Consider the following 12,147-nt stretch of genomic DNA (forward strand, 5'->3'; position numbering starts at 1 on the left):
CGGGACCCCGGGTCAAGGACGCGAAGCGCCGCGTAGCGGGGCGAGCGCAGCGAGCATCCTTGAGGCGGGGTGCCGGGCGGCTACGGTGCGGCCGCCCATGACCAGCCCCGTAGAGCGCCCAGAGAGGTCTCGCGACGGTTGCTGCGCAACCTCCTCGACCAGCGGCGGGAGCAACCCCTCGACAGCGTCGCGCTGGTTTCGCTACGCCGCCACTCGACCAACAACAGGACTCCCACAGAACTAGAACCCGTTCTACCATCACCCCGTGGACCTCGAAGCGATCGAAGAGATCAAGCGCCTCAAGCACCGCTACTTCCGCACCCTCGACCTGAAGCTCTGGGACGAGTTCGGCGACAGCCTCGCCGAGGACGTGGAGGCTCGCTACGGCACCGCCGCGATGGGCGAACCGCTGCACTTCGACTCCCGCGCCGCGGTCGTGGGGTACATGAGCACCAACCTCGGACCCGGCATCATCACCACCCACATCGCGTCCCACCCCGAGATCGACGTCGACGGCGACACCGCGACGGCGTCGTGGGCCTTCGAGGACACCGTGGTCGTGCCCGACTTCAAGGTGGTGGTGCGTGGCAGCGGCTACTACACCGACGGCTACCGCCGCGACGCCGACGGCCGGTGGCGTACCACCTCCATCGCCTACCAGCGCATCTACGAGGCCGTGACCTCGCTCGACGACACCCCCAGCTTCAAGCTGATCGCCAACCGCTGGGACTCCAGCCTGGCACACTGAAACGCGCGGGAGCCGGCACCTAGGCTGGCCCCATGGCACGTCTCCACCGCGTCATCATCTCCGTCCGCGACCTCACCACGAGTCATGACTTCTACGCCGACCGGCTCGGCCTGGCGCCGCTGCAGGCCCAGGGCGAGACCGAGCTGTTGTCGATCGGCGACGGCATCGAGCTCCTGCTCCACCAGCGCGAGACGACGCCGAGCGACCTGTCGATCTCGGTGGCGTTCAGCATCGAGGACCTCGACGGCACCTGCTCCCGGTGGGCGGCCGACGGCGGGACGATCGTCGACGAGCCGGCCGACCAGCCCTGGGGCGAGCGGATGGCCGTGGTGCGCGACCCCGACGGGCACCTGATCTGCCTGGTCCAGCAGGCCTGACCTGGCCCGTCAGTCCGCGGTCGCGACGAGCGGCGGCCGTCCCAGAGGGGCCAGGTCGACGCCCGCCTCGGGCAGCCGGACGACGTCCTCGACGATCCCGGCGAAGCCGTTCGTCAGCTCCGCGAACGCCGCCAGGTTCGCGGGCTCGTAGCCACCCTCCTGGAAGTGGCTCACCGCCGATGACGCGACGCGCACCGACATCGCGTGCGGATTCGTGAGCACTCGCAGCCCGTGGTCGAACGCGTCCTCCGCGTGCGGATGGAGGTGACTCTTCACCTCGAGGACCTCGTTGTCGACGCGATACATCAGGTTCAACGGGTCGTGCCGGATCGGGTCCTTCCCGGAGCCGACGTACCGGCCCAGCAGGTCGGGGTCGAAGACCAGGCCGGCGGCGTGCGCCTCGCGCGCCATCCACAGCAGCGCGGTGTCGGAGAGGCCGGTCTCGGCGTACCCACCACCGACGTCGGAGTGCGCCCCCTCGAACCAGACCTGCTTGATCCGCGAGTCCTCGGTGGGCGCGTCGGCGGCGGCCTCCCAGAACGTCGGCTCGAACTTCATCCGCGTCTCGTCGATCGCCAGCGCCTGCCGGGCGCAGAGGACCTGGCGGCTCAGCTGCACGTCGTGGAAGCGCGGTACGTCGTGCTCGAAGCCCGGCACCCCCAGCGCACCCACCGTGTCGAAGACACCCAGGAACGTCACTGGTACGACGTTGCAGTGGTCGTGCTTGAACTCGTCGACGCTCTCCCCCAGGACGCCGGCCGGCATCCTCGTGTGCTGGTAGAGGTGCACCGCCTCCGGGAGCCGCTCCTCGACGAGGGCCACCTTGGTCAGCAGGCCCACCCGACCCAGCATCCCCGCGACGGAGCGCGCCGTGTAGGCGCCCCGGCTGAAGCCGACGATGAAGATCTCGTCCCCCGGCGCGTAGTTCTGGGCGAGGAAGCGGTAGCAGGCGATGACGTTGTGGAAGAGCCCGAACCCGAACGCGCCGCCCAGCAGCCGATCCGCCTCGTAGCTGTTCGTGCCGACGCCGCTGACGTAGTAGACGAGCTGGTGGACGCCCGCGGTGGCGTCCGGATCGCTCTGCACGGTGCGAGCGATCTTCTCGACGTTGGTGACGTTCTCGCTGTCCGGCTTGTTCCACGTGCCGTCGCAGCAGACAACCAGCCGCTTCATGTCCTCATGCTGGCACCGCCGGGACGGCTCCGCAGGAGAATCGTCAGGCCTCCCACTGGCGGTTGACGGACAGCCCGACGGCGTTGACCACGACCGCGACCAGGAAGACCACAGCGGCGACGTGGAGACCCGCGGCGAAGCCGAGGACGCCTGCGATCGTGAGGATGGTCAACTCGAGCGGCACACGGCTCCGGGCGGGCAGCCGCCCGGCCGCGCGCGGTGCGCAGAGGCGGCCCCAGACGAGCACCATCACCGCCGGCGCACCGATGCCGAGAGCGAGCGCGACCCAGCCGTCACCCGTGAGGAACCCCCACCCGCCCAGCAACGCCAGGGCGCCCAGCTCGAGCAGGAGCTTCAGACCCAGGTTGGCGGCGCGCATGCGCCCATCCTGGCGCAGCAGGGGTCTCGCTACGCGTCGAGGTCGATCAGCGCCAGACCGGTCTCGTGGTCGACCTTCTTCGCGAGGTGGGCCGGCATCTCGGTCACGACGACCTCGAGCGTCGGCCAGACCGACATCTTCTGCAGGTGACCGCCGATCGCGGAGCTGTCGCGGCGGCCGAGCGTCACGTGGGCGTGGACCGCCGGCTCGCCGTCCTTGGCCGCGATGTCGCCGACGAGCGAGAGCACCTCGACCTGCTCGTCGAACTCCGTGCTCCGGTAGTCGCTGAGCACCGGGTCGAAGTAGCCGAGCGTCACCGCTCGCGCGGCCCCCACAGCTGTCAGCCCCGCGGCGGTGACGCCCTGCTCCCGGGCGAAGAGGCCGAGCTGCTCGAACGCCTCGTCGCCCTTGTCCATCACCACGACGAACGTGCGGAGACCGTCGTGGTCGGAGACCAGCTGGGAACGCATGCCGCCTCGGTGCCCGAATCGGTCTCGGGCAAACGGTGCAGGCTGCGCCGCAGACCGAGGCCCAGCACGCTGCCGTAGATGAGGTGGCCGAGCAGGCTCAGGCCGAAGCTCGCCGGCGTAAGACGGAACAGCAACGTCTGGCCGTGCGGCGGCAGCAGCACGGTCGCGACGAGACCGGACCAGACGAAGACGCCGTACGCCACCGACAGCGTGACCGGACGCGACCGGACGAGGGCAGGACGCACCTGCACCACCACGGCGCAGAAGGTGAAGTACGCCAGACCGATCCCGGCTCCGTCTCCGAGGTACCGCCAGGCGTAACCGAGCAGCAGGTCGTCCCCGCCGGTCCCCGTGACCCACCCCCCGATCCGCGGGATGAAGTCGGGCCAGATGTTCATCAGCACCAACGGGATCCGGACGGCGTCGTACGCCGCCACCGCGACCAGCCCGGCGAACGCACCCTGAAGCGCCCAGCGCGCCTCGAACGATCCGCGCAGCAGCACCACCACGGCGACGAGCGCGAGGGGACCGACGACGTACGGCGCCGACCGCGCCATCGGCATCCAGCCGGCGACGTGCACTGCGATCGCGCTGACGGGCGCGGCGCCGGCGAGCAGGAGGACGGAGGCCCGGGTGAGGGCGGCGGGAGCGGGAAGGGCGGACATGCAGGAAGGAGCGATCGAGGCGGGCCCTTGATACAGCCGCGGCCGGAGACGCCAGAGGCCCTGGCTTTCGCCAGGGCCTCTGTGTTGTACCCCCGACCGGATTCGAACCGGCGCTAACGCCGTGAGAGGGCGCCGTGCTAGGCCGCTACACAACGGGGGCATTTCGCTGTCCTGGATCGCTCCGTGACAACGGCGTGAACTCTAGCGAACCGCTTCCCTACCGGCCAAATCGGCCTGTCTGACGCGCTCCCGCGGGAGTTTCGCTGGGATACTAGGACTCGAACCTAGAACGACTGAACCAGAATCAGCTGTGTTGCCAATTACACCATATCCCAAGGTGTTCGGCCCTCCGGCCGAGGCCGGTGAACCGAGGACAAACCTTACCGTGCGGCCTCACGGGCAACCAAAATGCCCTTGCCACTTCGCCTCTTCAGACCCACCTTCCGGCTCAGTCGCCAGCACAGCGCGAGGTACAGCAGCGACTGCGTGAGGGTCACCGGGATGGCCCACCAGGAGCCGTGGGTGACGTGCAGCGCGGTCGTCATGTCGCTGTACGCGAGCGCCAGCCCGAAGGCCAGGAAGTTGTTGAGCACGTGCATCGCGATGCCGGCCTCGAGCCCGCCCGTCACCAGCACGAGCACACCGGCCACGATCCCGAAGGCGAACCGGTCGAAGAACACCGGGACGTCCTGACCGACGCCGTGGGCGAGCCCGAACAGGAACGCCGGTACGACGACCACGAGCGCCGTCCGCACCCGCTCCGAGCGGTGGCTGACCAGGTTGCCCACGGCCTGGGTGAGGTAGCCCCGGAACAGGAACTCCTCCCCCGCGGCCTGCAGCGGCGTCAGCAGGGCGATCACCAGCACGAAGTCGCGGACCTGCGACGTCCACGGGTTGAGGTGGCCCGAGAAGTCGGCGGTGGCCTCGCCCTGCGAGGGCAGGACGGAGGAGACGACCACGGTCGCCACCAGCGTCAGCGCGGCCAGGGCCAGGCACGCCACGAACCAGCGCCACCGGAAGCACGCGACCACCGAGTACAGCCATCGCGGCGACAGCTTGTGCACCAGCCACGTCACCAGGCAGACCGTCGGGATGGTCAGCGCCCACCACAGGTTCGTGGCGGCCAGGTAGCGGGGCGTGACCGGCTGGCCGTCGAGGTTGTGCGGCGTGACGATGCCGATGACCAGGATCGCCAGCAGGAACCAGACCCCGACGAACAGGCCGACGACGCCCACGAACGGGCGCCAGACACCCGGCCGACCGAGCGTCTGGAGCTGGTCGTAGGTCAGGTCGTCAGCCGAGGGCACGCTGCAACCGGCCGAGGCTGCGGTCGCGGCCGAGCAGCTCGAGCGACTCGAACAGCGGCGGCGAGATCCGGCGACCCGTCGCCGCGACCCGCACCGGCCCGAAGGCGACCCGCGGCTTGAGGCCGAGGTCGTCGACCAGCGCCTTCTGCAGCGCCTCCTGGATGGCGGCGGTCGACCAGGTGGGGAGGTTCGCGAGCGCGGTGACGGCTGCCCGCACGACGTCCTTGCCGGCGTCGTCGAGCAGCTTCTCCGCGTCGGCCTGGTCGACGGTGAAGTCGGCCTCGTCGACGAAGAGGAAGCCGAGCATGTCGCTGGCCTCGGTGAGCTTGTTGATCCGCTCGGCCACCAGCGGCATCGCGAGCTCGAGCAGCTGGGCGTCGGAGTCGGTGACCGGGTCGCCGACCACGCCGTCGCGCTTGAGGAAGGGCAGCGCGCGGTGGGTGATCTCCTCGACCGACAGCAGCCGCATGTGCGAGCCGTTGATGGCGTCGCACTTCTTCGGGTCGAACCGGGCCGGGTTGGGGTTGACGTCCTTGATGTCGAACGCCTCGACCATCTCCTCGAGCGAGAAGACATCGCGGTCGGCCGCGATCGCCCAGCCCAGGAGGGCCAGGTAGTTCAGCAGCCCCTCCGGCAGGTAGCCCTGGTCGCGGTAGGCCCACAGGTGGGACTCGGGGTCGCGCTTGGACAGCTTCCGGTTGCCCTCGCCCATGATCAGCGGGAGGTGGCCGAACTCCGGCACCGCCTCGGAGATGCCGAGGTCGACGAGCGCCTGGTGCAGCGGGATCTGGCGGGGCGTGCTCGACAGCAGGTCCTCGCCACGCAGGACGTGGGTGATCCTCATCATCGCGTCGTCGACCGGGTTGACCAGCGTGTAGAGCGGGTCGCCGTTGGCGCGGGCGAGGGCGTAGTCGGGGACGTGCTCGGTCTCGAAGGTCACCTCGCCGCGGACCAGGTCGTTCCAGGTGATCGACCCGTCCGGCATCCGCAGCCGCGGCACGCTCGGACGGCCCTCGGCGTTGTAGGCGGCGATCGTCTCGGCGTCGAGGTTGCGGCAGAAGCCGTCGTACCCCATCGTCTTGGAGCCGCTGGCCTTGCGGCGCGCCTCGACCTCCTCGTTCGTGCAGAAGCACGGGTACGCACGGCCGGCCTCCAGGAGGCGGGCCAGGACGTCGAGGTAGATGTCGGTGCGCTCGGACTGGCGGTACGGACCGTAGTCGCCGCCGACCAGCGGTCCCTCGTCCCAGTCCAGGCCGAGCCACTGCAGGGTCCCGACCATCGCCTGGTAGGACTCGTCGGTGCTGCGCTCCTTGTCGGTGTCCTCGATCCGGAAGACGAAGGTGCCGCCGTGGTGGCGGGCGAAGGCCCAGTTGTAGAGCGCCGCGCGCGCGAAGCCGACGTGCGGGGAACCCGTCGGGGACGGGCAGAAGCGGACGCGTACCGGGGTGCTGTTCATCAGCGGGTTCCTACCTTGTTCGTCAGGGTGCCGAGGCCCTCGATGGCGACCTCGACCTCGTCGTCGACCTGCATCGGGCCGACACCCTCGGGGGTGCCGGTGAGGATCACGTCGCCCGGGAGCAGCGTCATCACGCTGCTGACGTGGGCGATGAGGGTGGGGATGTCGAAGACCATGTCCTTGGTCGACCCGTCCTGCACGAGGTCGCCGTTGAGGAAGGTCTGGACCTTGCGTCCCTCGGTGAAGTCGTTCGGGTCCAGGTCGGTCTCGATCCACGGGCCGAGGGGGCAGAAGGTGTCGAAGCCCTTCGCCCGGGTGAACTGGACGTCCATGCGCTGCAGGTCGCGCGCGGTGACGTCGTTGGCGATCGTGTAGCCGTGGATGACGTCGGTCGCCTGCTCGGCGGGGACGTCACGGCAGATCCGGCCGATCACGACGGCGAGCTCGCCCTCGTAGTGGACCTCCTCGCTCTGCCGGGGGTACACGATCAGGTCGTTCGGACCGATCACCGAGGTGTTCGGCTTGAGGAACATCAGCGGCTCGGTCGGTACGTCGCCGCCCATCTCCGCCGCGTGGGCGGCGTAGTTCTTGCCGATCGCGACCACCTTGCTGCGGGGCAGCACGGGCGCGAGCAGCTTCACGTCCTCGAACCGGTGCTGCTGCTCGAGCAGCTTGATGCCGACGTAGAGCGGGTCGCCCGCGAGCGCCACGATGGTGGCGCCCTCCTCGGGCTGGCCGTACTCGTCGAGCTCGCCGGTCAGGACGCCGTAGCTGGGGTCTTCGCCCGTGGTGAATCTGACGATGCGCACCCTGCGAGCCTATCGGTCGGGACAGGTGTCGGGACCGGGCCGGTAGCCTCGCCGCGTGGGCCGGAGCCGGGCGTGGGTCGCAGCAGCGATCGGGCTCCTCGCGGCCGCCCTGATCGGGATGCACGCGCTGTCGGCACCACCCGCGATGGCGATGTCCGCCGGCCACCACTCCTCGGTGGTGATGGCTCCGTCCGGACCTTCGCTGACCGCCCCGATGAGCGCGTGCGGTCAGCACCCGTGCGTCAGCCACCGGCTCGCGTCGACACCGGTGCCGCAGTCGACCCCCGTGCCGACCGGTCGCGCGGCCGCCGCCGTCGTACCGCCACGGCCGTCGCGGCACGCCGGTACGTCGCACTGCGCCCGTCCGCCGCCGCGCGCCGGCGGTGGAGCGGTGCTGGGTGTGTGGCGTCAGTAGGCGTCGGCTGCTTCCGCCTGCACCCACCCCTCTCGACCCTGGAGACACCGATGCACCTCCGACGTACCCGCCTGCTCGCGACCCTCGCCGCCGGCGCCCTGCTGCTCGCCGCTTGCGGCTCGACCGATCACGACATGTCCGCCATGCCCGGGATGTCCGCCATGCCCGGGATGGCGCACGGCGACGGGCTGTCGTCCACCTCGGACGGCTACACGCTCTCACTGCTGTCCACCCCGATGAGCGGCATGGCGATGCCGCTGCGCTTCACGGTCACCCGTGACGGGACCCCCGTCACCGACCTGGCACGCGAGCAGACCAAGCTGCTGCACCTCTACCTGGTCCGCGACGACCTGTCCGGCTTCCAGCACCTGCACCCGGTCCTGTCCCGCGACGGCGTGTGGAGCGTCCGGCCGGCCGCCCTCGCGCCCGGGTCCTACCGGGTCTACACCCAGCTCACCCCGCGCGGGGCCGACGCTCAGGTCGTGCTCTCTGCGCCGCTGGACCTGGGCGCGGACGCCGGCACCCCGCCCGTCGTACCCACTGGTGCGGCGAGCGTGGACGGATGGACCGTCACGCTCCACGGGCGGCCGCGCAACGGCTCCATCCTGACGATGAGCATCGCCAAGGACGGCCGCCCGTTCGCCCGCCTGCAGCCCTACCTCGACACCTACGCGCACGTGTCGGCGTTCCGCGAGGGCGACCTGGCGTTCGCTCACCTGCACCCGACCGAGACGGTGACGGCACGACCCGGAGGCCCCGACCTCGACTTCATGGTCGAGCTCCCGGAGCCCGGGACCTACCGGCTGTTCGTGCAGTTCCGCGCGGGCGGTGAGCTGCACACGGTGCCGGTGACGACGACGGTCACCTGACGCCGCGATCCTCGCCTACCCCGCCGCGTTGAAGACGTCAGGGCCGAAGGAGGTGACCCCGGACGCGCCGGCGTACCCGAGGTGGCCCCGGGCGCCGAGGAGGTCCTCGAGGCTGCGCAGCAGCGAGTAGTGGTTGTACGGCGTGGTCGAGGTGCTGCCCGGGGTGACGTACCTGGACAGGACCAGCGCCCCGACCCGGCCGCCGCCGGTGCCGGTGAGGCCGGGCAGGAGCGAGTTGAGGTCGCCGGTCTCGCCGCAGCAGCTGGTGGCGTCGGCCTGTGGTCCGTCGGACTCGTCGAAGGTGATGACGAGGACGCCGTCCTGCTGGTACGCCGGCGAGGCCAGGATCATCGGCACCTGCTGCTGGAGCCAGGCGTCGGCGGACGCCAGCCCACCGGGGCGTCCGTCGACGCAGGGCGCGTCGTGTCCGTCGTCGCAGAGGTCGGGCGTGATGTAGGACAGCGCCGGCGTCGTCGAGGCCAGCTGGAGGTCCGTGGCGAGCCGGGTGAGGTCGACCACGTGCGCGGCGCAGTAGGCCGGGTCGTCGATGATCGAGTGGAAGTACATGAACGGGTCGTGCCGGGTCGCGTACTGGTCGCCGACCTTCGCCGACTGGGTCTGGTCCTGGCTGTTGAGGGCGGGGTGGCGGCACGGCGTACCCATGTCGTCCATGTAGCCCTTCCAGCTCACCCCGACCGCGTCCAGCTGCCCGGGCAGCGTCGGGACGCTCGTCGGGTAGACACAGCCCTGGCCGAGCAGCTGGCCCGGGGCGAAGGTGAGGCCCAGGGTGGCGACGTCGGTGAAGACCTGGCAGTCGGTCTGGGTCTGCAGGTTCGGGCCCTGACCGGAGATCTGGGCGATGTAGTTGTCGAGGCTGACGTGCCCGATGCCGTAGTAGTTGGTCAGCAGGTTGCCCTGCGCGCGCAGCGTCCGGCTGAGGTACGGCGCCGCTGACGCCGGGCCCCAGGTCTCGTCGAACCCCTTGTTCTCGAGGTTGATCACGAAGACGTGCCCGACGCCCGGCGTCGTCGTCGCCGCGGCGGCGGGCGCCGGCGTGGAGCCGACGTCGAGGGCCGACAGCCCGGCGATCAGCGCCACGACAGCAGCGAGGGTCGGACGCAGGGGACGAGGAGCACGCTTCACCGGTGGGGGCCTTCCGGAAGACTTGGAACACGTTCTATTGCGGCGGTCACCCTAGCCGTGTTCTCGGGTTCGGGCCAGCGCCACCTACCCTGTCCGCGTGGACGAGCAGGCTCGGCATCAGGCGCGGCTTGCGCCGTACGTCGAGCCGCACCTCGCGCGGCGGCAGGCGGGTGTGAAGCACCCCATCCACGACTTCCTGTTCCAGTACTACTCGTTCCGCCCGGCACAGCTGATGACGTGGCGCGCTCCCGGTCCGCTCGACGAGAAGAGGCGGCCCCTCGCGGAGGCCACCCTCCGACTCCTGCGGGCAACCGCCGCGCGCGAGGGCAGCTTCGGGTGCTTCGGCCTCCACGAGTGGGCGATGGTCTACCGGGATCCCGAGACCCGGCACCCCCAGCCGCTGCGCCTCGGTGCTGCAGAGACCGACAAGGTGGTCGAGGGCCACCGCATCAGCTGCTCCCACTGGGACGCCTTCCGGTTCTTCACTCCCCCGGCGGCCCCGCTCAACAACCTCCAGCCCGCCGCCGGCGACCGTCCCGACTTCGAGCAGCCCGGCTGCCTGCACGGGAACATGGACCTCTACAAGCACGCCTACCGACTGGCCGACGTGGTCGGATCTGATCTCATCGCCGATGCCTTCGAGCTCGCCTGGGACGTGCGGATCATGGACATGCGGGCCGCGCCGTACGACATGAGCGGGATCACCATCGACCCCTATGGGATCGAGTGGAGCCCGATCAGGATCGAGACCGCGGAGGGCAAGCGGGAGTACGCCGACCTCCAGCGGCAGTTCGCCGAGCGGGCGGCCCCGATCCGGCGGGCGCTCATCGAGCGTCTGGGCCTCGTGCTCGCGTCGACCACCGCGTGAGCGGAGCGACGTGCTCAGAACCCCGACTGGTTGGGGTCCCGCCAGGCGCGCTCGAACGGGAGGCGCCAGGCGTACGGCGCGATGAGCTGGTGGATCTGGTTCGGGCCCCACGACCCCTGGCGGTAGGAGCGGACGATCGGCGGGTTCTCCAGCAGCGGCTCGGAGACCTCCCAGAGGCGCTCGATGCCCTGGGCGGAGGTGAACAGCGTCTTGTCGCCGCGGTAGGCGTCGTAGATGAGGCGCTCGTAGGCCTCGAGCACCGAGCCTGCCCAGCCGGTGTCCTGCATCGAGAACTGCATGGACAGCTTGTCCAGCTTCATGCCGGGGCCGGGACGCTTGCCGTAGAACGACAGCGACATCTTGGCCTTGTCGGCGAGGTCGAAAGTCAGGTGGTCGGGGCCGTGGTCGCCGACGCCGGAGTTCTTCGGGAACATCGACCGCGGTGGCTCCTTGAAGGCGATCGAGATGATCCGCGCGCCCTCGGCCATCCGCTTGCCGGTGCGCAGGTAGAACGGAACGCCGGCCCAGCGCCAGTTGTCGATGAAGCACTTCAGCGCGACGAAGGTCTCGGTGCCCGACTCCTTCGCGACGCCCTCGATGTCGCGGTAGCCGAGGTACTGACCGCGCACGACGTTCGCCGGGTCCAGCGGCACCATCGAGCGGAAGACCTTGTCCTTCTCGTCGTTGATCGCCTGCGGCGACAGCGACGTGGGCGGCTCCATCGCGGTGAACGCCAGGACCTGGAACAGGTGCGTGACGACCATGTCCTTGAAGGCGCCCGTGGACTCGTAGAAGGCGGCGCGCTGGTCGAGCCCGAGCTCCTCCGGTACGTCGATCTGCACGTGGTCGATGTTGTTGCGGTGCCAGATCGGCTCGAACAGACCGTTGGCGAACCGGAACGCCAGGATGTTCTGGGCCGCCTCCTTCCCGAGGAAGTGGTCGATCCGGTAGATCTGCTCCTCGTCGACGACCTTGTGCAGCTCGGCGTTGAGCTTGACCGCGCTCGCGAGGTCCACGCCGAACGGCTTCTCCATGATGATCCGGCTGCCCTTGACGAGGTTGGCCTCCTCGAGGGTGTGCAGCACCGGCAGCGCGGCCTTCGGCGGCACGCTCAGGTAGACCAGCCGGATCACGTCGCCCGACCACTCGGCCTCGACCTTGTCGACGGCGGCGCGCAGCCCGGCCGCCCCCTCCGAGCCCGGCGCCCAGTACAGCAGCTTGGAGAACTCCGGCCAGGCGTTCATGTCGCCGTCGTCACCGGAGAACTCGACGACCGCCTCACGCACCAGCTCGACGAACGACTCGGTCGTGTGCTCGTCCAGCGAGGTGCCGACGATCCGCAGCTCGGGCATCAGACCGGTCTCGTACAGGTGGATCAGCCCGGGCAGCAGCTTGCGGCGGGCAAGGTCACCGGTCGCGCCGAACAGCACGATGGTCACCGGCTTCATCTGCTTGTCGGCCATGTCGT

14 protein-coding genes and 2 tRNA genes are annotated in these 12,147 nt (G+C 69.9%); 5 read left to right on the forward strand and 11 right to left on the reverse strand.

The genetic code is table 11. The features are described 5' to 3' along the window. The first annotated feature begins 265 nt into the window (after positions 1 to 265). Both ACYVAQ_RS21125 and ACYVAQ_RS21130 read left to right on the forward strand, forming a co-directional pair. The gene (locus ACYVAQ_RS21125; RefSeq protein ID WP_460792520.1) at positions 266 to 748 is read left to right on the forward strand and encodes a nuclear transport factor 2 family protein; all 483 of its coding nucleotides are present in this window, start codon (positions 266 to 268) and stop codon (positions 746 to 748) included. A 32-nt stretch (positions 749 to 780) separates the two neighbouring features. Then, the gene (locus ACYVAQ_RS21130; protein WP_460792521.1) at positions 781 to 1,125 is read left to right on the forward strand and encodes a VOC family protein; all 345 of its coding nucleotides are present in this window, start codon (positions 781 to 783) and stop codon (positions 1,123 to 1,125) included. Positions 1,126 to 1,134: 9 nt separating this feature from the next. Here ACYVAQ_RS21130 and ACYVAQ_RS21135 read toward each other — a convergent pair whose 3' ends face one another. The 9 genes from ACYVAQ_RS21135 to ACYVAQ_RS21175 form a co-directional block, all read right to left on the reverse strand. Then, positions 1,135 to 2,298, reverse strand: coding sequence for a DUF2235 domain-containing protein (locus ACYVAQ_RS21135; RefSeq protein WP_460792522.1), 1,164 nt, complete (start codon positions 2,296 to 2,298; stop codon positions 1,135 to 1,137). Positions 2,299 to 2,341: 43 nt separating this feature from the next. Next, a complete protein-coding gene (locus ACYVAQ_RS21140) occupies positions 2,342 to 2,677 on the reverse strand; it encodes a DUF2568 domain-containing protein (RefSeq protein WP_460792523.1) in 336 nt (111 codons plus the stop codon). A 29-nt stretch (positions 2,678 to 2,706) separates the two neighbouring features. Continuing rightward, positions 2,707 to 3,147, reverse strand: a complete 441-nt coding sequence (locus ACYVAQ_RS21145) for a PPC domain-containing DNA-binding protein (protein WP_460792524.1) — start codon at positions 3,145 to 3,147, stop codon at positions 2,707 to 2,709. Further along, a complete protein-coding gene (locus ACYVAQ_RS21150) occupies positions 3,093 to 3,812 on the reverse strand; it encodes a hypothetical protein (protein WP_460792526.1) in 720 nt (239 codons plus the stop codon). The genes ACYVAQ_RS21145 and ACYVAQ_RS21150 overlap by 55 nt, the downstream gene beginning before the upstream one ends. Positions 3,813 to 3,899: 87 nt before the next feature. After that, a tRNA-Glu gene (locus tag ACYVAQ_RS21155) sits at positions 3,900 to 3,972 on the reverse strand. Between the two features lie 103 nt (positions 3,973 to 4,075). Further along, positions 4,076 to 4,147 (reverse strand) — tRNA-Gln (locus tag ACYVAQ_RS21160). A gap of 45 nt (positions 4,148 to 4,192) precedes the next feature. Next, on the reverse strand, positions 4,193 to 5,119 hold the full coding sequence (locus ACYVAQ_RS21165) for a lysostaphin resistance A-like protein (protein WP_460792527.1): 927 nt from the start codon (positions 5,117 to 5,119) through the stop codon (positions 4,193 to 4,195). Continuing rightward, the gene (gene gltX / locus ACYVAQ_RS21170) at positions 5,106 to 6,575 is read right to left on the reverse strand and encodes a glutamate--tRNA ligase (protein WP_460792528.1); all 1,470 of its coding nucleotides are present in this window, start codon (positions 6,573 to 6,575) and stop codon (positions 5,106 to 5,108) included. Before gltX ends, ACYVAQ_RS21165 begins: the two co-directional genes overlap by 14 nt. Then, positions 6,575 to 7,384: a fumarylacetoacetate hydrolase family protein gene (locus ACYVAQ_RS21175; RefSeq protein ID WP_460792529.1), complete on the reverse strand. Its 810-nt coding sequence runs from the start codon at positions 7,382 to 7,384 to the stop codon at positions 6,575 to 6,577. The genes gltX and ACYVAQ_RS21175 overlap by 1 nt, the downstream gene beginning before the upstream one ends. A gap of 55 nt (positions 7,385 to 7,439) precedes the next feature. Here ACYVAQ_RS21175 and ACYVAQ_RS21180 point away from each other — a divergent pair, with 55 nt between their 5' ends. After that, complete coding sequence (locus ACYVAQ_RS21180) at positions 7,440 to 7,799, forward strand: hypothetical protein (protein ID WP_460792530.1); 360 nt, start codon at positions 7,440 to 7,442, stop codon at positions 7,797 to 7,799. A 50-nt stretch (positions 7,800 to 7,849) separates the two neighbouring features. After that, the gene (locus ACYVAQ_RS21185; RefSeq protein WP_460792531.1) at positions 7,850 to 8,668 is read left to right on the forward strand and encodes a hypothetical protein; all 819 of its coding nucleotides are present in this window, start codon (positions 7,850 to 7,852) and stop codon (positions 8,666 to 8,668) included. Between the two features lie 15 nt (positions 8,669 to 8,683). Here the strand turns inward: ACYVAQ_RS21185 and ACYVAQ_RS21190 are convergent, their stop codons facing one another. Next, positions 8,684 to 9,811 (reverse strand): alkaline phosphatase family protein, encoded by a 1,128-nt coding sequence (locus tag ACYVAQ_RS21190; protein ID WP_460792532.1) that lies wholly within the window; start codon positions 9,809 to 9,811, stop codon positions 8,684 to 8,686. A 97-nt stretch (positions 9,812 to 9,908) separates the two neighbouring features. Here ACYVAQ_RS21190 and ACYVAQ_RS21195 point away from each other — a divergent pair, with 97 nt between their 5' ends. Beyond that, positions 9,909 to 10,679, forward strand: a complete 771-nt coding sequence (locus tag ACYVAQ_RS21195) for a 3-methyladenine DNA glycosylase (protein ID WP_460792533.1) — start codon at positions 9,909 to 9,911, stop codon at positions 10,677 to 10,679. Positions 10,680 to 10,693: 14 nt separating this feature from the next. Here ACYVAQ_RS21195 and zwf read toward each other — a convergent pair whose 3' ends face one another. Then, positions 10,694 to 12,142 carry a glucose-6-phosphate dehydrogenase gene (zwf, locus tag ACYVAQ_RS21200; protein WP_460792534.1) on the reverse strand — a complete coding sequence of 483 codons (1,449 nt, stop codon included), beginning with the start codon at positions 12,140 to 12,142 and terminating at the stop codon, positions 10,694 to 10,696. Positions 12,143 to 12,147 lie beyond the last annotated feature (5 nt).

Source organism: Nocardioides maradonensis (assembly GCF_054777115.1).